The 19,119-nt window shown below is 64.4% G+C and carries 25 protein-coding genes and 1 pseudogene; 11 read left to right on the top strand and 15 right to left on the bottom strand.

Translation table 11 applies throughout. The annotated features are described in order from the left end of the window. The first annotated feature begins 1 nt into the window (after nucleotide 1). From SAB01S_RS08790 to trmB, 4 genes are all read left to right on the top strand, one after another. Nucleotides 2-409, top strand: a complete 408-nt coding sequence (locus SAB01S_RS08790; RefSeq protein ID WP_021228325.1) for a hypothetical protein — start codon at nucleotides 2-4, stop codon at nucleotides 407-409. Beyond that, a complete protein-coding gene (locus tag SAB01S_RS08785; protein WP_062732677.1) occupies nucleotides 396-1,145 on the top strand; it encodes a TorF family putative porin in 750 nt (249 codons plus the stop codon). The genes SAB01S_RS08790 and SAB01S_RS08785 overlap by 14 nt, the downstream gene beginning before the upstream one ends. 69 nt (nucleotides 1,146-1,214) lie before the next feature. Then, nucleotides 1,215-1,610: an MAPEG family protein gene (locus SAB01S_RS08780; RefSeq protein WP_062732676.1), complete on the top strand. Its 396-nt coding sequence runs from the start codon at nucleotides 1,215-1,217 to the stop codon at nucleotides 1,608-1,610. Nucleotides 1,611-1,660: 50 nt separating this feature from the next. Continuing rightward, nucleotides 1,661-2,356, top strand: a complete 696-nt coding sequence (trmB, locus tag SAB01S_RS08775) for a tRNA (guanine(46)-N(7))-methyltransferase TrmB (protein WP_062732675.1) — start codon at nucleotides 1,661-1,663, stop codon at nucleotides 2,354-2,356. A 76-nt stretch (nucleotides 2,357-2,432) separates the two neighbouring features. On the opposite strand, the gene SAB01S_RS08770 is transcribed toward trmB, so the two are convergent. After that, the gene (locus SAB01S_RS08770; RefSeq protein WP_062732674.1) at nucleotides 2,433-3,323 is read right to left on the bottom strand and encodes an HpcH/HpaI aldolase/citrate lyase family protein; all 891 of its coding nucleotides are present in this window, start codon (nucleotides 3,321-3,323) and stop codon (nucleotides 2,433-2,435) included. Continuing rightward, the gene (locus tag SAB01S_RS18745; RefSeq protein WP_369405241.1) at nucleotides 3,320-3,547 is read right to left on the bottom strand and encodes a hotdog family protein; all 228 of its coding nucleotides are present in this window, start codon (nucleotides 3,545-3,547) and stop codon (nucleotides 3,320-3,322) included. Before SAB01S_RS18745 ends, SAB01S_RS08770 begins: the two co-directional genes overlap by 4 nt. 78 nt (nucleotides 3,548-3,625) lie before the next feature. On the opposite strand from SAB01S_RS18745, the pseudogene SAB01S_RS18065 reads away from it, so the two are divergent. Beyond that, nucleotides 3,626-4,303: pseudogene (locus SAB01S_RS18065) on the top strand (IS5 family transposase). 76 nt (nucleotides 4,304-4,379) lie between these two features. On the opposite strand, the gene SAB01S_RS08755 reads toward SAB01S_RS18065, so the two are convergent. The 5 genes from SAB01S_RS08755 to SAB01S_RS08735 are packed head-to-tail and all read right to left on the bottom strand — an operon-like array spanning nucleotide 4,380 to nucleotide 7,607. Further along, a complete protein-coding gene (locus SAB01S_RS08755) occupies nucleotides 4,380-5,513 on the bottom strand; it encodes a GNAT family N-acetyltransferase (RefSeq protein WP_062732673.1) in 1,134 nt (377 codons plus the stop codon). Next, complete coding sequence (locus SAB01S_RS08750) at nucleotides 5,506-6,228, bottom strand: glycerophosphodiester phosphodiesterase family protein (protein WP_062732672.1); 723 nt, start codon at nucleotides 6,226-6,228, stop codon at nucleotides 5,506-5,508. Before SAB01S_RS08750 ends, SAB01S_RS08755 begins: the two co-directional genes overlap by 8 nt. Further along, nucleotides 6,212-6,673, bottom strand: coding sequence for a RidA family protein (locus SAB01S_RS08745; RefSeq protein ID WP_021226208.1), 462 nt, complete (start codon nucleotides 6,671-6,673; stop codon nucleotides 6,212-6,214). Before SAB01S_RS08745 ends, SAB01S_RS08750 begins: the two co-directional genes overlap by 17 nt. Beyond that, complete coding sequence (locus SAB01S_RS08740; protein ID WP_062732671.1) at nucleotides 6,670-7,323, bottom strand: HAD family hydrolase; 654 nt, start codon at nucleotides 7,321-7,323, stop codon at nucleotides 6,670-6,672. Before SAB01S_RS08740 ends, SAB01S_RS08745 begins: the two co-directional genes overlap by 4 nt. Next, nucleotides 7,320-7,607: a DUF3572 family protein gene (locus SAB01S_RS08735; RefSeq protein ID WP_062732670.1), complete on the bottom strand. Its 288-nt coding sequence runs from the start codon at nucleotides 7,605-7,607 to the stop codon at nucleotides 7,320-7,322. Before SAB01S_RS08735 ends, SAB01S_RS08740 begins: the two co-directional genes overlap by 4 nt. Before the next feature lie 62 nt (nucleotides 7,608-7,669). Between SAB01S_RS08735 and SAB01S_RS08730 the strand changes: the two genes are divergently transcribed. Both SAB01S_RS08730 and SAB01S_RS08725 read left to right on the top strand, forming a co-directional pair. Next, a complete protein-coding gene (locus SAB01S_RS08730; protein WP_021226205.1) occupies nucleotides 7,670-8,032 on the top strand; it encodes a response regulator in 363 nt (120 codons plus the stop codon). Between the two features lie 145 nt (nucleotides 8,033-8,177). Beyond that, on the top strand, nucleotides 8,178-10,043 hold the full coding sequence (locus SAB01S_RS08725) for a PhoX family protein (protein ID WP_062732669.1): 1,866 nt from the start codon (nucleotides 8,178-8,180) through the stop codon (nucleotides 10,041-10,043). Nucleotides 10,044-10,225: 182 nt separating this feature from the next. Here SAB01S_RS08725 and rpmG read toward each other — a convergent pair whose 3' ends face one another. Continuing rightward, nucleotides 10,226-10,393 carry a 50S ribosomal protein L33 gene (rpmG, locus tag SAB01S_RS08720; protein ID WP_021226203.1) on the bottom strand — a complete coding sequence of 56 codons (168 nt, stop codon included), beginning with the start codon at nucleotides 10,391-10,393 and terminating at the stop codon, nucleotides 10,226-10,228. 186 nt (nucleotides 10,394-10,579) lie between these two features. Between rpmG and SAB01S_RS08715 the strand changes: the two genes are divergently transcribed. The 3 genes from SAB01S_RS08715 to SAB01S_RS08705 all read left to right on the top strand — a co-directional run bounded on the left by SAB01S_RS08715 (nucleotide 10,580) and on the right by SAB01S_RS08705 (nucleotide 12,061). Beyond that, nucleotides 10,580-10,894, top strand: a complete 315-nt coding sequence (locus SAB01S_RS08715; protein ID WP_062732668.1) for a hypothetical protein — start codon at nucleotides 10,580-10,582, stop codon at nucleotides 10,892-10,894. A 10-nt stretch (nucleotides 10,895-10,904) separates the two neighbouring features. After that, the gene (locus SAB01S_RS08710) at nucleotides 10,905-11,471 is read left to right on the top strand and encodes a TMEM165/GDT1 family protein (protein ID WP_062732667.1); all 567 of its coding nucleotides are present in this window, start codon (nucleotides 10,905-10,907) and stop codon (nucleotides 11,469-11,471) included. Nucleotides 11,472-11,569: 98 nt separating this feature from the next. Beyond that, the gene (locus SAB01S_RS08705; protein ID WP_062732666.1) at nucleotides 11,570-12,061 is read left to right on the top strand and encodes a Dps family protein; all 492 of its coding nucleotides are present in this window, start codon (nucleotides 11,570-11,572) and stop codon (nucleotides 12,059-12,061) included. 74 nt (nucleotides 12,062-12,135) lie between these two features. Here the strand turns inward: SAB01S_RS08705 and SAB01S_RS08700 are convergent, their stop codons facing one another. From SAB01S_RS08700 to SAB01S_RS08670, 7 genes are all read right to left on the bottom strand, one after another. After that, complete coding sequence (locus SAB01S_RS08700; protein WP_062732665.1) at nucleotides 12,136-12,606, bottom strand: GreA/GreB family elongation factor; 471 nt, start codon at nucleotides 12,604-12,606, stop codon at nucleotides 12,136-12,138. A 53-nt stretch (nucleotides 12,607-12,659) separates the two neighbouring features. Further along, a complete protein-coding gene (gene cobT / locus SAB01S_RS08695) occupies nucleotides 12,660-14,486 on the bottom strand; it encodes a cobaltochelatase subunit CobT (RefSeq protein ID WP_062732664.1) in 1,827 nt (608 codons plus the stop codon). After that, the gene (locus tag SAB01S_RS08690) at nucleotides 14,483-15,259 is read right to left on the bottom strand and encodes a tyrosine-protein phosphatase (RefSeq protein ID WP_062732663.1); all 777 of its coding nucleotides are present in this window, start codon (nucleotides 15,257-15,259) and stop codon (nucleotides 14,483-14,485) included. Before SAB01S_RS08690 ends, cobT begins: the two co-directional genes overlap by 4 nt. Then, nucleotides 15,256-15,678, bottom strand: a complete 423-nt coding sequence (locus SAB01S_RS08685; RefSeq protein WP_062732662.1) for an OsmC family protein — start codon at nucleotides 15,676-15,678, stop codon at nucleotides 15,256-15,258. Before SAB01S_RS08685 ends, SAB01S_RS08690 begins: the two co-directional genes overlap by 4 nt. 39 nt (nucleotides 15,679-15,717) lie before the next feature. Then, on the bottom strand, nucleotides 15,718-16,725 hold the full coding sequence (cobS, locus tag SAB01S_RS08680; RefSeq protein WP_021226195.1) for a cobaltochelatase subunit CobS: 1,008 nt from the start codon (nucleotides 16,723-16,725) through the stop codon (nucleotides 15,718-15,720). A gap of 87 nt (nucleotides 16,726-16,812) precedes the next feature. Continuing rightward, nucleotides 16,813-18,105, bottom strand: a complete 1,293-nt coding sequence (locus SAB01S_RS08675; protein WP_062732841.1) for an Hsp70 family protein — start codon at nucleotides 18,103-18,105, stop codon at nucleotides 16,813-16,815. Between the two features lie 65 nt (nucleotides 18,106-18,170). Then, the gene (locus SAB01S_RS08670) at nucleotides 18,171-18,788 is read right to left on the bottom strand and encodes a J domain-containing protein (protein WP_062732840.1); all 618 of its coding nucleotides are present in this window, start codon (nucleotides 18,786-18,788) and stop codon (nucleotides 18,171-18,173) included. A gap of 45 nt (nucleotides 18,789-18,833) precedes the next feature. On the opposite strand from SAB01S_RS08670, the gene SAB01S_RS08665 reads away from it, so the two are divergent. Continuing rightward, nucleotides 18,834-19,119, top strand: a 286-nt coding sequence (locus SAB01S_RS08665; protein WP_062732839.1) for a BolA family protein, incomplete at its 3' end; no start/stop codon positions are given.

Here is a 19,119-nt window from a genome sequence, read left to right as displayed (position 1 = left end):
CATGAGCATCATTCTCGCCCTAGCGGCCGCAGCCGCGACCCACAGCGTCACGGTGCAGCATCATGGCCAGCCGATCACGGCCACCTACACCGCCCGCGCCGACATGCGCAGCAAGACGGTCGGCGCGAAGACCCCCAATCGCATGGATATGCAGCGATGCCGCTGGAGCGCGACGATCATTGTCGATCGCCGGCTGGACCATGGCCCGGCACTCGCCCGCACCATCGCCACCGACCAGACCTTGTCGGGCAGCGAAGCGGGCGCATGCACGCCCGGCCGCAATCCCGCCGAACAAGCCCTTGCCAATCATCGCGAAAAGATAGAGGCGCATCTTGTCGCGGCGGCAAAGGCCGATCACGGCGTCCTGCTGGCTGAACTGGACTCGGTACGCAATCTTGCCTCGAACTGACTTTCTCACTCGTACGACATGGCTGGGGGCATTACTGCTTGCCGGCCATGTCGCTCCGGCCGCCGCCCAATATGCCGCCGGCCCCACCATCACGCTGGAGGCGGCGAGCGACGAACGCCGTCGCGGCCTCAGCTGGAGCGACGGCGATCCCGTGCTGCGCGGCAGTGTGTCGGTGCCGGTCGCGCCGGGGCTCAGCCTCGACGGCGCGGCAACGACGCTCTGGGGCAGCGACCGCCATGGCGGCGCTGACGCCGTCCTCGACCTGGGTGGCACCTATGCCCGGCAACTGGGCGGCCTTCGCCTGACGGCCGAGGGCCGCTATCATATCTTCCCCGGGGCGGCCGATAGTGGCGATGGCTGGGGCTATGGAGAAATGGGCGCAATCGCCGGCTTTTCGCTTGGGCCAGCCAGCCTGGACCTGGGCGCGCGCTACGCCCCGCGCCAGTCCGGCATCGGCGGCGACAATCTCTATCTCTCCTCCGGCGCGGCGGTCGGCATCCCCGGAACCCCGCTTACACTATCAGGCCATGTAGGCCGATCGTCGGGCGACACGCGCGATCCCTTACGCGCCGCGCGCCTGCGTCCGGCTGGCGATTATTGGGATCATGGCGTCGCGCTCGACTGGTATCGCGGCCGCTGGTCGGCGGGCCTGCGCTATGCCGATACCGACATCGACGCGCCCGACAGCGCCCATGCCGGCGCGACCCTGATCGCACGCGTGGGCCTCACGCTCTAAGGGCGCAGCGTTTCGCTATCCCGCCGCCATCGCCTTTGCTAAAAGGGGTGCGAAAGGGAGAATGCCGTCATGCCCGTCGAAATCACGATCCTCGCCTGGGGCATGGTCCTGCTCCTCGTCCACATCTTCGCCGCCGGCCATGCCAAGACGAAGCAATATGGGCCGAAATGGAATATGGGCGCGCGCGACGAAAGCCTGCCGCCGCTCAATCCCGTCGCCGGTCGCCTGTGCCGGGCGGAGGCCAATTATCGCGAAACGCTGCCCCTCGCCATCGTTGCGTTGCTGGGCGTGGTGCTGGCCGGGCGCACCAGCGAATGGACGGCGCTGGGGGGATGGATCTGGCTTGGCGCGCGGGTCGTCTATCTGCCGCTTTATGGCTTTGGCGTGCCCGTGGCGCGCTCGATCATCTTTCTCGCCAGCCTCGTCGGCCTGCTCATCGTGCTGTGGCCGCTGCTTGGCCTTTAGCGCCTCGCACCGCTTGCCCCGGATCGCTCCCACCGCTAAGCGCGCGCCCCATGACAGCGCATAAATCTGGCGACCCGACCACCCTCAACCGCCTCTATGGCCGCCAATCGGGGCCAAAGCTACGCAAGGGCCAGCAGGAACTGGTCGACACGCTGCTGCCCGCCATCGCTGTCCCGGCGGAGGGACCAGTGACGGCGGCCGACCTGTTCGGCTATGATCGCCCGCTCCATTTCGAAATCGGCTTTGGCGGCGGCGAACATATGGCCTGGCGCGCCGACCTGCTGCCCGACCATGGCTTCATCGGCTGCGAACCCTTCCTGAACGGCGTCGTGCAGGCGCTCGGCCACGTCCGCGACAAGGCGCTCGGCAATGTCCGGCTGCATATGGGCGACGCGCTCGACGTGCTCTCGCGCATTCCCGACGGCGCGCTCAGCTTCGTCTATCTGCTCCACCCCGATCCCTGGCCCAAGGCGCGCCATGCCAAGCGGCGCATGATGAACCCCGGCCCCGTCGCGATGATCGCGAAAAAGCTCAAGCCCGGCGGCGAATTCCGCTTCGGCACCGATCATCCCGTCTATCTGCGCTGGGCGCTGATGGTGATGAACGGCTATCCCGATTTCGACTGGCTGGCCAGCGAACCTCAGGATTTCCAGAACCGCCCCGGCGGCTGGCCCGAAACCCGCTATGAAGCCAAGGCGCGGCGACTGGGTCACGAGGTCTGGTATTTCCGCTACCGGCGGATTTAAGATCAGCATCGCTGTTTTCAGCAATAGGCACATGTTTACACCCAAATTCGCGCATGTGTTCTGTAGGTTAACCCCTTCACGCTATCCCAGCTTGCGCCAACAGGCGGACGGCCTGCTTCTGGTGTGGGATGTCGAGCGTCTTGTCGTCTAATTGAACGGTGCCCGTGCCCGGACTGGCGGCGAAAGCGTCCATCACACGCCTTGCGTGGTTGATCTCGGCTTCGCTGGGCGTGAAGCCCTCATTGATGGGGGCCACTTGCGCCGGATGAATCGCAATGCGTCCGCTGAACCCTTCGCTTCTCGCGACCCGACAGGACGCGCGCAGGCCCGCTTCGTCACGGAAATCAACATAGACCGTTTCGATCGCCGGGACGCCCGCCGCATGGGACGCCATCAGGCAGAGTGATCGGGCCAGCTTGTAGGTGAAGCCCCATTCACCGCTGGCATCCATATTGGCGCTCGCCCCAAGTGCCGCAGCCAGATCCTCGGCGGCCCAAGTCAGGCCGGCGAGGCAGCGGAGACCCGCACCGGCATAGTGACCCAGGGCGAAAGGGGCAGCTGCGGTTTCGGTGGCGACGGGCAGAATGTGGATCGACCCTGCCGCAAGATCGCTCGCTGCCTTGAACGCCAGATAAAGCAACAGACGCCTTACATCATCTGGTCCATCGACCTTGGGCTGCATGACCCCGTCGGGCGCGCCCGGCGCGACCGCCGCCAGATTGGCAAGCGTCAGGCCGGTGTCGAACGGGTTCACCCGTACCCAATATTGCTTCGTCCGCGCGTCGCGCGGCGTGGCCAGCAGAAACGCCTGGACGAGATCGCGGGCCTTGTCTTTATTGGACATGCTCACCGCATCCTCCAGGTCGAGGATGACCGCGTCGGCACCGCAATCGGCCACCTTGGCCAATTTCTTTTCGCTGTCCCCAGGAATGAACAGCAAGGATCGCAGGGGTCTTGCTGCGCTCATGCCGCGGGCCTGCGACGCTGAAGGCCCGACCGCTTGCACGAAGCGACAAGGTCGCCATGCTGGTTGAAGGCATGGTGCAGGAAGGTGACGATCCTAGCTTCGGATCGCGAGCGCGATTCGCGCAGTTCGACCACCTCGGTCACAACGTGGATCGTGTCGCCATGAAAAAGGGGCATGGGAAACCGGATTTCATCCCAGCCGAGATCGGCGACCGCTGTGCCCAGCGTCAGGACCCATCGATATGAGAGGCGCGCTGTGTTTCAGGCTCTGTGAGGCGACTGGGTTTGAGTGACCCGTAATGGCTGACGGGCGAGCAAATGGCGCGGCTGGAGCCTTATTTTCCAAAGAGCCACGGCAAGCCTTGGGTGGGTGATCGGCGGGTGTTGAGCGGGATCATCTTCGCGAATCGCAACGGGTTGCGCGGGCGAGATGCGCCGAGCGATTATGGGCCACACGTGACACTCTACAACCGCTGGAAGCGCTGGGGCCAGATGGGCGTCTTCATCCGGATGATCAACCGATTGCCCTCAGCAGGCGCCGAGCGCAAGACCGTCATGATCGACGCGATCTATCTGAAGGCGCACTGCACGGCATCAAGCCTGGCGGTAAAAAAGGGGATTTCGACCCCCTGATCAGCCGCACCAAGGGCGGCCTAAATATTAAAATGCAAGTAGTACCCGATGCCAATGGTCGATCACTCAGCTTCTTAATGATCAACGGTCAGGTCAGCGATTATATCGGCGCGGCTGTTCTGCTGGACGAATTGCCCAAGGCGCAGTGCCTGCTCGCCGACCGGGGCGACGACGCTCACCGGTCAGGGACGTCTTGCAGGGAAAGGGCATCGCACCTGCATCCCCGGACAGAAAATCCGTGCGAAACTCGTCAAGTACGATAAGCTTCGCTACAAACGCCGAAACCGGATCGAGATTATGTTCGGCCGCCTCAAAGCCTCGCGCCGCATAGCAACCCGCTATGATTGATGCCCCACGGCTTTCTTCTTCGTCATCGCCCTCGCTGCCAACGTGATCTTCTGGCTCCGATCGGTAAGACCTGACCCTAATCTCCTTTTCGAAACGGTGTCCGCTGCACCAGCCATTGCCGGTCGCGCCGCACCTCTTCCCGCTCGGCCTGCAGAAATCCCGCCACCGCGCGCCGGAAGCCGGCATTGGGGATATAATGGGCCGACCATGTCGGCTCGGGCGCGTAACCGCGCGCGAGCTTGTGCCCGCCCTGCGCCCCCGCCTCAACCTTGCGCAGCCCGCGCGCAATGGCGACGTCGATCGCCTGATAATAGCATAGTTCGAAATGGAGATTGGGCACGTCTTCGACGCAGCCCCAATAGCGCCCATATAGCGCATCGCCGCCGATCAGGTTGAGCGCGCCGGCGATCGGCTTTCCAGCACGCAGCGCCAGCATCAGCAGCACCTTGTCGGCCATCGTCTCGCCCAGGATCGAGAAGAAATCCCGGGTCAGATAGGGACGCCCCCATTTGCGCGCGCCGGTATCCTGGTAAAATTGCCAGAATATATCCCAATGTGCCTCGCTTAATTCGCCGCCGGTCAGGTGGACGATATCCAGCCCTTCCACCGCCCGGCGACGTTCCTTGCGGATATTCTTGCGCTTCTCGCTCGACAGGTCGGCCAGGAAATCGTCGAAACTGCAATAGCCGCGATTGGTCCAGTGAAACTGGCTGTCCTCCCGGATCAGCCAGCCCGCCGCCTCGAACAGAGGCACCTGCTCGGGCGCAACGAAGGTGGCGTGGGCCGAAGACAGGCCGTTTCGCTCGACCAGCGTCTCGATCCCGGCAATGAGGGCCGGCGCCATCGTTCCCTCGCGCAGCAGCAGGCGCGGGCCGGGCACGGGCGAAAAGGGCGCTGCGATCTGGATCTTGGGGTAATAGCGGCCGCCTGCCCGCTCCCAGGCGTCGGCCCAGCCATGATCGAACACATATTCGCCCTGGCTGTGGCTCTTGGCGTAAAGCGGCGCGGCAGCGGCGATTTGTCCATCGGCATCGTCGATCACCAGTGGCAAGGGCTGCCAGCCGCTTGCGCCGCCGACGCTGCCGGATCGTTCCAGCGCGCTTAGGAAATGCCAGCTGACAAACGGATTGTCCGTCCCGGCGCAGGCGTCCCATTGGTCCTGCCGCAATTCGCCGACACCGTTCGCGACACGCGCAACCACTTCATCCATGGTCAAGCTCATGGATGATCTGATCGGCGTGACGCGCCGCGCGCGCCTGATCGGCCGGGCTGCGCACCGTCCAGCTCAGCACGGGCATGCCTCGACGGCGCGCCCGCTCGGCAAAGGGGGAAGGTAGATCGCGAATGTCACAGGCCAGAAAGTCGGGTCTGCCCAGCCAAAGTGCAAGGGTGCGCTCGACCCATCCCCGCATCGGCCCCTTATTCTGCTGACTGACCACCAGCCCCCGGATCTGTCGCGGTCGATGATGCGCGAACCAGCGCGGCAGCAGCGGGTTGAAGGCCATGATCGCCACCGGCGCGTCCGGCCATGCGTCCAATTCCCGCGCAACGGCCCCCGCGACCCCGGCGACGGGCCGCCCGTCGGTCTTGATCTCAACCAGCAGCGGCGTCATGTCGCGACACAGCGCCAGCACGTCCGACAGGCGCGGAACGTCGCCGCCATCGGGCAAACGCGCCCTATCCAGCTGCGCGGCATCCTGATCCGCGATCGCCCCCTGCTGCCCCGTCATCCGATGCAGGTCGCCGTCATGAAAGACAAAGGCGACGCCGTCCCGGCTCATCCGCACATCGCATTCGATGCCATGGCCAGCGGCAATGGCGGCCCGGAACGCCGCGATGCCATTCTCACTCGCGCCGCCGCCATGCAGCCCGCGATGGGCGAAGGGCCGAGCCGTCAGGAAATTGGTATCAGGCCGGTCGGACAAGGACAATCGCGTCGATTTCCACGACCGCGCCCAGCGGCAGGACGGGCACGCCTACGGCGCTGCGCGCATGTTTGCCCGCGTCGCCGAAGACATCGACCATCAATTCGGAAGCGCCATTGGCGACCTTGGGCTGGTCAGTGAAATCGGGCGCGCTGCTGATGAAGGCGCCCAGCTTGACGATCCGTTCCACCCGGTCGAGCGAACCCAGTGCCGCCTTCATCTGCGCGATGAGGTTGAGACCGCACACCCGTGCGGCGGCGACGCCATAGTCCAGGTCGCGGTCCTCGCCCAGCCGTCCGGTCATCAGGCCATCGGGCGCCAGCGCGATCTGGCCGCTGATGTGCAGCAGGCCATTGGCCTCCACGGCCGGGACATAGGCGGCGACCGGCGCTGCGGCCTGGGGCAAGGTGATGCCGAGTTCGGCAAGGCGGGCGTCGATGCTCATGACATGGCTCCTGTTGTAACGCTATCGGTGGGGGCCGGCCCCTGCGCCAGCCTCTGCATGATCCAGGCCTCGGCCGCCGCCCAGTCGTCGATCCGCGCATGGGCATAGGGCGCGGCGGGAACGCCGGCGGCGATATCCGCCTCGCCCACCATATGCAGCCGCCACACGCCGGGCGCGTGCGTCGCGACCGAATGATGATGTTCGGCCAGATCGTCGATGAACAGCGCGGCGCTGGGCTGGCGGTCAGCGACGATGGCAGCGAGCGGCCGGCCCTTGCCCCCCTGATTCCAGTGGACGGGAAAATGCAGACCCAAAGCGGCCAATTGCGCGATCCGCTGCTGATGATGGCGCTCGCCGATATTGGTCAGCACTTCGATATCGGCGATGCGCGACAGGCGCTGCATCGCCTCCACTGCCCCGGCTATCGGCGCCTGCCGGTGCATTTCGGTGTCGAAAAAGCCGACCAGCAGCTGCCAGACCAGTTCGCGCTCCAGCGGCTCGCCACTATCCTTGTGGCGCAGCGCCTCGGCAAAGCTGCGGTCATGCATGTCGAAATGCACGTCATGCGTCTCGTCCAGCCAATGGCGGAAGGGCGCGACCATGTGCAGCAGCACTTCGTCGCAGTCGGTGATGATGAGGGGACGGGTCATCGGGTCAATCTCTCCTGCGCCGCGATCAATGCGGCCGGGCGGGCATCGATCGCCTGGGCGCAGGCGACAAGATCAGGCTCATGATCGGCCAGGAAGCCTAGCACGGCGGCCAGCACGCGCTTGTCGCCTATCCCTGCGCGCAGCGTATTGGCGTCCATGCCGGTCAGCGCCAGCAACCGATCCGCCCGCGCGCCATCCGCCAATATCCAGCCCAGCGCCAAAAGCGCCAGCATGGCAGAGTCCTGCGCGTCATCCGGCTTGCGATTCGGGCTGTCGGGTCGCATGATAGGGCCTTCTGGCGGGGAAGCGGGCGGGGCGCGCTTCACAGGTGAATTGCGAGTGACTGGTGGCAAAGCGCGTGCTCGTTGTCGAGGACAACGAACTTAATCTCAAACTTTTTTGCGATCTGCTGCGCGCGCACGGGCATGAGGTGCTGCCGCTGCGCGACGGGCGCGACGTGCTGCGCGAAGCGGGCGCGTTCCTGCCCGACCTGGTCATTACCGACATTCACCTGCCCCATGTCAGCGGCTATGACCTCATCCTCTCGCTGAAGGCCGACGCGCGCCTGTCGCATGTGCCGATCATGGCCGTCACCGCCTATGCCGGGCATGGTGATGAGGAGCGTATCCGCGGCGCGGGCGCGAACGCCTATGTGTCCAAGCCGATATCGGTGCTGCGCTTCGTCGAGCAGGTGAACGCGCTGCTCTAGGTCGGCCTGCGGCCTGTCACCGGGGCGTCACGCAGCTTTCATTTCAACGACTTCGTTCAGAAGCCCTGCCGTCATCCCGCTCTGCCAACCCGTGGCGCCATGGCGCGGCCTTTCGCCGACAGCCTGCACCACAGGGGTAGATTTCATGTCTCATCTGACCGACGAAGCGCGGGCGCGCGGACGCGCCGCGCAGCCGACCATCGATATGGGCGACAATAGCCTGGAAGCCATCGTCGCCGCCAATCCGGCGCGCCGCACCGTCCTGAAAAACGGCCTGTTGGGCCTGTCGATCCTGCCGATGCTCGGCGCGCTCGCGGCCTGCGACGATGATGATGACGACAGCAGCAGCCCGACCCCCACGCCGACCCCGACGCCGACCCCCACCCCCAGCTACGGCATTACGTTCGCGTCGGTCGCCGCCAATATGAACGACACCGTCACCGTGCCCACCGGCTACACCGTGCAGGTGCTGCTGAAGGCCGGCGATTCGATCGAAGCCGGCACCGCCTATGCCGACGCCTATCCCACCCCCGATCAGGCCGAAAAATGGGCGGGCGGCAATCATGACGGCATGGAATATTTCGAACTGTCGGGCACTGATGCCAACAGCGGCGGCCTGCTCGCGATCAATTTCGAATATCCCGATTTCAACATCCTGATGGACGGCGATTACGACGCCGATACGGCGACCGCCGCGCAAAAGGCGCTGGCCCTGTCGGCCGTCGGCATCGGCGTGGTCGAAGTCGCCAAGGCGTCGGACGGCAGCTGGTCGGTGAAGGCCGATTCCAAATATAACAAGCGCTATACCGGCAACAGCAGCTACAAGGCCAGCGGCCCCGCGTCCGGCCTGCTCTCGGCCACCATCAAGGGCATGCTCAACAATTGCTCATCGGGCCGCACCCCTTGGGGCACCTACCTCACCTGCGAGGAAACGACGGACAATTATCTTGATCCCACGCAGCCGGAGGAAAATTACGGCTGGGTGGTCGAAATCGACCCCTATCAGGAACTGGCCGCCCCCACCAAGCGCACCGCGCTCGGCCGGTTCGACCATGAAAATGTCGCCTATATGGCCGACAGCAACAGCCGCGTTGCCTTCTACATGGGACATGACGGGACGCCGGGCTGCATCTATAAATTCGTGTGCGACCGCGCCTATAGCAGCAGCAACCGCGCGGCAAACACCGACATGCTCGACCATGGCACGCTTTATGTCGCGCGCTTCAATGGCGATGGCACCGGCGAATGGCGCGCGCTGGTCCAGGGCCAGAACGGCCTGACCGCCGGCGCGTCCGATCCGGGCAATGTCAGCCAGTTCACCACGCCGCCTGAACCCACGATGGTGGATTTCACCAACCAGGCGCAGGTGCTGATCAACACCATTTCGGCCGCGCGCGTCGCTGGCGGCACCGTCATGGACCGCCCGGAATGGATCACGGTCGCGCCCGACAACAGCGCCATCTTCGTGACGCTGACCAACAACAGCAGCCGCGCGACCACCGATGCGGCCAATCCGCGCACAAAGAACCGTCACGGCCACATCATCAAGTTCAAGGAAGAGGGCAATTCACCGCTCGCCACCACGTTCAGCTGGGAAATCTTCCTGCTGGCGGGCGATCCGGAACTGGCGGGCTTTGGCGACAAGCTGGAAGGCGACATCAACGGCGACACCTTCTCCAGCCCCGATGGCATCCGCATCGACCCCAAGGGCCGCCTGTGGGTCCAGACCGACCATTCTTTCCCCGGCACGTCGGGCAAGCCCGACACCAGCATTGAGGATGTCTTTGGCCACAATGCTATGTTCTACATCGACCAGACGTCCAAGGAATCCAAGCGCTTCCTGGTCGGGCCGGAGGGCTGCGAAATTACCGGCATCGCCTATACGCCCGACCTCACCAACTTCTTCATCAACATCCAGCATCCGACCGGAAACTGGCCGGTGGACGGCAAGGAGCCGCGCTCCTCGACCATTGTCGTGCGCCGCACCGACGCCACGCCGATCGGCAACTAAGCCGACACCAATGGCATGATGGGAAGGGGCGTTTCCGCAAGGGAGCGCCCCTTACCTGTTCTTAAATTTCGCAGGGTCAGCCGGTACGAAAACGGCAAAAGGCCCGCTCCCTGGTCGGGACGGGCCTTTGGCGTCGGAAAACCCTTCGGATCAGGGCGCGGACCGTGTCGGTCCGCCGCCGCTTACTTGATCTTGGCTTCCTTGAACTCGACATGCTTGCGCGCGACGGGGTCATATTTGCGGAAGCTCAGCTTCTCGGTCTTGGTGCGCGGGTTCTTCTTCGTCACATAGAAGAAGCCAGTGTCAGCCGAGCTGACGAGACGGATCTTGACGGTTGCCGGCTTGGCCATGGCCCTATTCCCTGGTCGTAAAATGCATAAAAAGAAAAGCGGCCCGTTCGGACCGCCCCGTTTCAGCGCTCGCCCATGGGCCAGATTCGGCCCGCTGTCAAGGCTAGGGAGCATCGACATACAGGCTTTACGCGACTTTAACGGTACCCTCCTATCATTGCCGACCAAGGGATGGGAGTAACGAACATGCGGCATGACCCGATGATGGCGATCCAGGCGGACCTCATGCGCCGCGTCGACAGCCTGGCGGGCGAACGTGGTCATGTGTCGGCGCTGCGCCTGCATGACGAAGTCGACCAGATCCGCCATATCGCCCGCGCCTTTCATCTCGATGAGGTCGAAGGGCTGGCCAGCACGCTGGAAAGCGCGTTGTCGCTCCATGGCCTTGGCCCTGTCGTCCTTTCCTATCTCGACCGGATGCGCGACGCCATCGGCGCGCATGCCCTGCCGTCGATGATGCCCGCCCCCCTCGGCTCCGCCGTCGTGCCCCTGCGCGCCTGACGCGCACGCCATGGACGCCCTGCTGACCGCCCTGCTCGGCTGCCTGCTGGGGGAAATCGGCGACAAGAGCCAGTTGCTCGTGCTCGCGCTCGCCGCCCGCTATGACCGCAATGGCGCGGTGATCGCCGGCATCGTCGTTGCCGCGATCGCCAATGCCGCCGTTTCCGCCACAGCCGGCGCGTGGATCGGCCCGATGCTGGGGGCCGACGCCCGGCTGCTGTTCCTGGCGCTTGCCACGCTGTTCCTGGGCGTCGGGCTGCTCTGGCGCGTGTCGCCACCCGACACATTGGATGGCTGGCCGACCGGGCCGTTCCTGACCACCGCGCTTGGCCTTTTCATCCTTGGGTTCGGCGACGGCCCGCAATTCCTGATCCTGGGCATCGCCACCCGCACCGCCGAGCCATGGCTGGCGGGGATTGGCGGCGCAATCGGCGTCATCGTCGCGCTGGTGCCGGTCGTGCTGCTACGCGCGCAATTGCTGACCATGGCCCCGGTGCGCGCCATTCGCATGACCGGCGGCGGCCTGTTGCTCCTGATCGGCGCGGGATTGGCGCTGGCGGCGACCGGCCTGCTCTGATCGACAATATCGTTCAGGCTGATCGCCAGAAAAAATGGCACCAAGTGCGGGCATGATCATTATATGTGCGAAACCAATTCTCAATAGGAGGATTTCGCATGACCGCTGCCGATCTCAAGACCCCGACCGACCTTAAAAGCAATGAAACCAAGTCCGTGGCTCAGGCGCTGAACGCCGCGCTGGCCGACAGCTATGCCCTGTATCTCAAGACCAAGAATTTTCACTGGCATGTGTCCGGCCCGCATTTCCGCGACTATCATCTGATGTTTGATGAGCAGGCCGCGCAGATCCTGGGCACCACCGACGCGATTGCCGAGCGCGTGCGCAAGACCGGCAACACGACGCTGCGCTCGATCGGCGACATTGCCCGCCACCAGACGGTGAAGGACAATGATGCCGATTTCGTCAGCGCGGCCGACATGCTCAAGGAATTGCGCGACGACAATCTCGCGCTGGTGGAAAGCTTCCGCGCAGTTAAGGAAGCGGCGACCCAAGCCGGCGACAACGCCACCGAAGGCATTGTCGATGATTGGACCGATCAGGCCGAAGAACGCGCCTGGTTCCTGTTCGAAGCCGCACGTGGGGCATAACGCGTCCGCCCTTCATCAAAAAAGCCCGCCGGATCGGTCCGGCGGGCTTTTTTTTCACCGCGGCGTTTGGCGGATCATGCCTCTTCGACAATGGCGACACGGATAATCTCGATCGCCTCCGCCTTGCCGGCAAAATCGACCTTCTCGCCAACCTCCGCGTCCATCATCGCGCGCGCGACCGGGGATGAGAAGCTGATCCGCCCGTCATGGGGATCGGCCTCGTCATCGCCGACAAGGATGACGCTTTTGTCTTGGCCGTTCTGGCGATAGGTCACGGTCGATCCGAAGGCGACGACATCGCCATCGGGCAAGGGTTGTTGCTGCGCCGTCGCCAGCCGGGTGCGCCAGTAGCGCAATTCCCGCTTGTGTTTCTTGGCCGCGTCCTCGTCCATCGACGCGCTGTCCACGGCTTCCAGCTCCGCGACCTTTTCCCGCGTCAGCCGCATTCCGCGCGCCGTGACCCAGTTGGGACCGGGCGGGATCGGGATTTCGAACGTGGGTTCCTTATGTTCATCGTCGCTCTCACGACGGAAGGCGACACTCATCGGCCTCTCCAATAATAATATGTCAGGGTGGAATGGCGACCCGAATCGGTCGCTCAATCCTCGTCGAACAGCCCAGCGAGCTGTTCCACCATCGTCCCGCCCAATTGTTCGGCGTCCATGATGGTAACGGCGCGGCGATAATAGCGGGTGACGTCATGGCCGATGCCGATCGCCACCAATTGCACCGGCGACCGATTCTCGATCCAGTCGATCACTTGCCGCAAATGCCGCTCCAGATAGGTGCCGCTGTTGACCGACAGGGTGCTGTCATCGACCGGCGCGCCATCGGAAATCACCATCAGGATGCGCCGTTCCTCGGGCCGCGCGATCAAGCGACCGTGCGCCCACAGCAGCGCCTCGCCATCGATATTTTCCTTCAGCAGGCCTTCGCGCATCATCAGGCCCAGATTCTTGCGCGCCCGCCGCCACGGATCGTCCGCCTTCTTGTAGACGATATGGCGCAGGTCATTGAGCCGGCCGGGCATCGGCGGCCGCCCGGCGGCCAGCCAGTCCTCACGTGCCTGACCACCCTTCCAGGCGCGCGTGGTGAAACCCAATATCTCGGTCTTGACGCCGCACCGCTCCAGCGTGCGCGCCATGATGTCGGCGCTGATGGCGGCAATGCTGATCGGGCGCCCGCGCATCGACCCTGAATTGTCGATCAGCAGCGTGACGACCGTGTCGCGAAACTCCATGTCGCGCTCGATCTTGTAGGATAGCGACCGGGTCGGATCGATCACGATCCGCGCCAGCCGCGCCGCGTCCAGCAACCCTTCTTCTTGGTCGAAGTCCCATGACCGCGACTGCTGCGCCATCAACCGGCGCTGCAACCGGTTGGCGAGTTTCGTCACCGCGCCCTGCAAGCTCACCAGTTGCTGATCCAGAAACCCGCGCAAGCGGCCCAATTCATCATCGTCGCACAGATCCTCGGGCGCGACGACCTCATCGAATTTGGTCGTATAGGCCTGATAGTCGAACCCCGGCGGCATGTCGGACATGGGCCGATTGGGGCGCACGGGCATCATGCCCTCTTCACCCATATCGTCGGCCCCTTCGTCGCTGTCGGCGTCGAAATCGTCGCTATAGTCGCTCTCGCCCTCTTCGCTCTCGCCGCCCTGATCCTCGGCGCGCGCTTCGGCGTTCATGTCGCTGTCGCCCGACTCCTCCTCGCCGGACTCGCCTTCTTCCTGCTCGTCCTCCTGATCCTCGCCATCCTCGTCCGATTCCGGTTCTTCGGTATCGGGCGGCACATCGGCGTCGATCAGTTGCAGATGCTCCAGCATCGCGGTCGTCAGCGACTGGAAAGCGCGCTGGTCGTCGATCGCCAGCATCAGCGAATCAAGGTCGGCCCCCGCCTTGTCCTCGATCCACTGGTCGACCATGGCGACACCGGGCGCGGCATCCTTGGGGATCGCCTGTCCGGTCAGCCGTTCGCGCACCTTGAGCGCCAGGGCGGTGGACAGCGGCACTTCGTCGGCCGAGCGCGCCCGGCGGATCGCGTCCGACTTCAGCCGCAGCGCCAGCGCCTCGTTCAAATTGGCGCGCACTCCCGCCATGGATCGTGACCCGATCGCCTCCACCCGCGCCTGTTCGACCGCATCGAACACCGCGCGCGCCACCGTTTCGCCCGGCGCGGAGGACGCATGCACCTTTGCATCATGATAGCGCAGCTTGAGCGCCGACGCGTCGGCGAACCCCCGCGCCAGCGCCACCTGATCGGCGGGCAGGGCGCGCGCGGGCGTCGGCACCTTGATCGCCTTGCCAACCGCGTGGGGCGTATCGGCGGTAAAGCCGACCTCGACCTCCAGGTCGCGCGCGATCGACCGGGCCACGCCCGACAGCACATCCTTGAAGGCGTCGAGTGGGGACCGTTCGGTCATGATGTCACCAGAGCGTCCTGCAACGCGGCGCGCGCGTCGGCATCGACGCCCAGCACCTGCGCCAGATAGGCGTCGATCCCGCCATGTTGGTGATCCAGCGTGTCGAACAGCGCGTCGAGATAGGCGGCATCCGCCCGCAATATCGGTGCCACGACGTCGGCCCGGTCACGCAGCGCACGGGTCAATCGCGACTCCGCCTGCGCCAGCCGCCATGTCCAGTCGGCATGATCGTTGGTCGCCAGATAATCCTCCAAGATCGCCTCACGCGGCACGCCCAGCGTCCACAGGATCAGCACAGCGCCCACGCCCGTCCGGTCCTTCCCCGCCGCGCAATTGATGAGGATCGGCAGGCGGCCAGACAGCATCTGCGCGAACATCGCCCGATAGGCGTCGGCATGGTCGGTCGCAATGACGCGATAGACCCGCACCATCGCGTCATGCATGTCGGCGGGCGTCGCCCTGTCGGACCGCAATATTTCGCTCAGCACGCCGCTATGCTCGCTATAGTCGCGGCAAAAATATTCGACGTCATCGCCGTGCCAGCTTGTGGGTTCCTCCACCCGTTCGCTGGGTCGACGAAAATCGCAAATGGCGCGGATGCCAAGCGCGCGCAGCGCGTCGGCGTCAGCGTCGGTCAGCAGCGCCATCGTGCCGGACCGATACAGCATGCCGGTGCGCACCTGTCGCCCGTCGCGCGTGCGATGACCGCCAAAATCCCGCAGGTTAAAGGCGCTGGCCAGCGGCAGCGCGGTCAGGGTAGTCGCAGCGGTCACGCGCCCTCCGGATCACCGACACGCGGCACGGCAATCGTCTCGATCTGCGTCTCCACCTCCGCCATCAGCTTGTGCAGCGGGCATTTGGCGGCGACCGCGATCAGCCTGTCATGCTGCTCGTCGCTCATCGGCCCGGTAACGGCGATGCGCGTGGTCAGCTTATAGACGCCCTGGCGTTCCTGGCTATTGTCGCGCACCACCCCGACATGGATATCCTCCACCGGAATGTCGTTACGCTGGGCATACCAGAGCATCGTCATCGCCTTGCACGCGCCCAATGCCGCATCATAGAGGTCATGCGGGTCAGGCCCGGCGTCATGGCCATCGGTCGCGGACATATCCGCGACAATCTCATGCCCGCGAATGTGAATCCGGTGCGCGGTCCCGCCCTGGGGATCGATTCTCTCGACGACGATCATGCCATGCTCTCCCGATCCCATGAGGGCCGGGGCGAAGGATCAGTTCGCCCGGCTCGCGACGCTTTCCGGCAGGTCCTTGCCGAACACGCGCTGATAATATTCGGCGACCAGCGCTCGTTCCGCCTCGTCGCACTTGTTGAGGAAGGACAGGCGGAAGGCGAAGCCGACATTCTTGAAGATCAGCGCATTCTGCGCCCAGCTGATGACGGTGCGCGGCGACATGACGGTCGAGATATCGCCGTTGATGAAGCCCTGCCGCGTCAGTTCGGCGACCTTGATCATCGCCTCCACTTCCTTGCGGCCGCCTTCATGATCATATTCGCCGGACTTGGCCAGCACCACCTGCGCTTCGGTGGCGGCGGGGAGGTAGTTCAACGCCACCACCAGGTTCCAGCGGTCCATCTGGCCCTGATTGATCTGTTGCGTGCCATGATAGAGGCCCGTCGTGTCGCCCAGGCCGACTGTGTTGGCGGTCGCGAACAGGCGGAAATGAGGGTTGGGCCGGATCACACGATTCTGGTCGAGCAGCGTCATCTTGCCGTCGGTTTCCAGCACGCGCTGGATCACGAACATGACGTCGGGCCGGCCCGCATCATATTCGTCGAATACCAGGGCGACCGGCCGTTGGAGCGACCAGGGAAGCAGCCCTTCGCGAAATTCCGTCACCTGCTGCCCGTCCTTGAGCACGATGGCGTCGCGCCCGACCAAGTCGATGCGGCTGATATGCGCGTCCAGATTGATGCGGATGCACGGCCATTTCAGGCGCGCGGCGACCTGTTCGATATGGCTCGACTTGCCAGTGCCATGATAGCCCTGCACCATGACGCGCCGATTATAGGCAAAGCCCGCCAGGATCGCGAGCGTGGTGTCGGGATCGAACACATAGGCCGGGTCCAGGTCCGGCACGCGTTCGTCCGCCTGGCTGAACGCCGGGATTTTCATGTCGACGTCGATGCCGAATATCTCGCGCGCATCCACTTCGCGGTCGGGCGCTTCCATCAGCGTTTCGGATCGCGTGTCGGGCTGGACGTTGGAAATGTCGGTCATCAGGCACATCATCTTTCTGCGAGTCACGTCCGCCCTAACCCATAGGCAAAGGGCATGTCGATAGAGTGGGGCCTTGGCCGCCGCCGATCAAGCAGCCCATTGGGCCAAATTGGCTTCCTCCCCGATCAAGGCCAAACCATGGGCGATCGATGTGAGTTCCCCGCCGCTCGCCAGCCGCGCCTCGCCAAAGCGCGTGGCAAAGATGCGGCGGATCGCCGGGATCAGCGACGACCCGCCGGTCAGGAACACGCGGTCGATGGCGTCGGGCGCGACATCAGCCTTCTCCAGCGCCGCGTCCACCGTCGCTTCGATCCGCACAATATCGGACGCGATCCATGTCTCGAACTGCGCACGCGACACCTGCTCCTCGATCTCCAGCCCGCCGCCCGAAAAGCGGAATGTCGCTGTCTCCTGCGAAGACAAGGCACGTTTGAGCGCACCGACCGCATCATAGAGCGGATAGCCCAGTTCCTTCTCGATGACCGTCATCATCCGCCCGATCGCCACAGGATCGTCCGCCGCCTTTTGCAACCGTGCGAGTTCCTCCATGGTGCGCCGATTGCGCATCAGCGCGAGCCGCGACCAGTCGGCAAAATCCGCGAAATAGCTGCGCGGTATCTCCAGCGTCTTGCCGAAACTGTAATAGCCCCCGCCCTTGCCCAGCATCGGCAGCACCAGATGATTGAGGATGCGGTAGTCGAACCGGTCGCCGGCAATGCCGACGCCGGTCGATCCCAGCGGCGTCGCGCGCCGCTCTGCGCCCGGCGCCTCCACCCGGACGATCGAAAAGTCGCTGGTGCCGCCGCCGAAGTCCGCCACCAATATCGTTGCCGCGCGATCGAGGCGGCTGGCATAGCTGAACGCTGCCCCCAGGGGCTCGTGCACATAATATATTTCGCTGCCGAACCCCGCGAACATCGCATCATAGCGCCGCCGCGCCAAGGCCTCGTCGGGCCGCGATCCGGCATATTCCACCGGTCGACCAACGATGATCCGATCGGGCCGGACATCGAGCGCGCCGCCGGCGTGGGCGATCATGCGCGCCAGGAACATCTGGCCCAGCTCTTCGAACCGGAAGCGTTTTTCAAACACGCTCGCGCTCTCGAAAATCGGGCTGGCGGCGACCGACTTGAAGGATTGCAGGAAGCGGCTGTCCTCGGGATAGTCCAGATATTCCGCGATCGCCCATGGCCCGGCTTCATGCGCCAGACCGCCCTTCGCCTCCTCATCATGCCAGAAGCAGAGCGCGGATCGAAACACCGCGCCCGTCGCGCACGCGCCGGCAAAATCCACAAGGCGCGACTCTCCCTGTGCGGCCAGCGCAACGACGCTGTTGGTCGTGCCGAAGTCCAGGCCCAGCGCGCGCGGCACCTGCTGCATCATCATACTCCGCCATGATAGGAAGGGTCGGGGGCTATGGCAGCGGCCCCGCCGCCACGCAAGCCTCAGCTGAACACCGTTGCCTTGCGCAAATGGCCATAGGCGGCGATCACCGCTTGCAAGGCGCTCTCATGGCTGCGGTCGCCGCCATTATGATCGGGGTGATAGCGGCGCAGCAATTCGGTATAGCGCGTGCGCAACGCCTTGCGGTCGGCATCGATGGGCAGGTCCATCACCGCCATTTGCCGCCGGTCCTCCTGCGACAGAAATTGCCCGTCCTGCCGCATCTGGCTGTCGGCCCGTGCCTTGGCGACGCGTTCCTTGAATCGCGCGCCGATGGCATCGAGGGGATCGGCAAAGTCGGCCCAGCGCGGCGGCGGGCTGGTCGCATTGCTGGAAAAGGCGCGTGTTTCCCGCTCCCACCCGGCATAGGGGCGCTGGGCAGCGGCGATTTCCTCCGCGCTCATTCCGCTGAAGAAATTATAGCCCTGGTTGAAGGCGCGGACATGATCCAGGCATAGCCACCGCCATTGCGGTCCGTCATGACCCGAACGCTGCCCTTCCGGCACAGGTGCGCGAAATTCGCCCGGTTCGGCGCAGCCTTCCACGGCGCAGGGACAGCCGCTTTCCACGCGGCCATGAAATCGATTGAAACGACGGCTGGAAAAGGGTTCGCTACTCAAGACGGTCCTGATGGCATGACTGACAAAGCGACCTATATAGGAAGCATGACCACAGACCTCAAAGGCCCGATCGCCACCGAAATCGACGCGCGGCTGCGCGCTGCCCTGTCGCCAGAGCATCTTGCCGTGATCGACGATAGCGAGAAGCATCGCGGCCATGCGGGCCACGACGGCTCGGGCGAAAGTCATTTCACGGTGGAGATCGTGTCGGATCGCTTCACTGGCCAGAGCCGGGTAGCGCGTCAGCGCATGGTGAACGCGGCGCTGGCTGATTTGCTGCGTGACAAGGTGCACGCTCTGGCGATCAAGGCGCGGGCGCCAGGCGAGGCTT

It is taken from the genome of Sphingobium abikonense NBRC 16140, assembly GCF_001598335.1.
Taxonomy (GTDB): domain Bacteria; phylum Pseudomonadota; class Alphaproteobacteria; order Sphingomonadales; family Sphingomonadaceae; genus Sphingobium; species Sphingobium abikonense.
The sequence above is the reverse complement of the archived record's forward strand: the minus strand, read 5'-3'. Positions and strand labels throughout refer to the sequence as shown.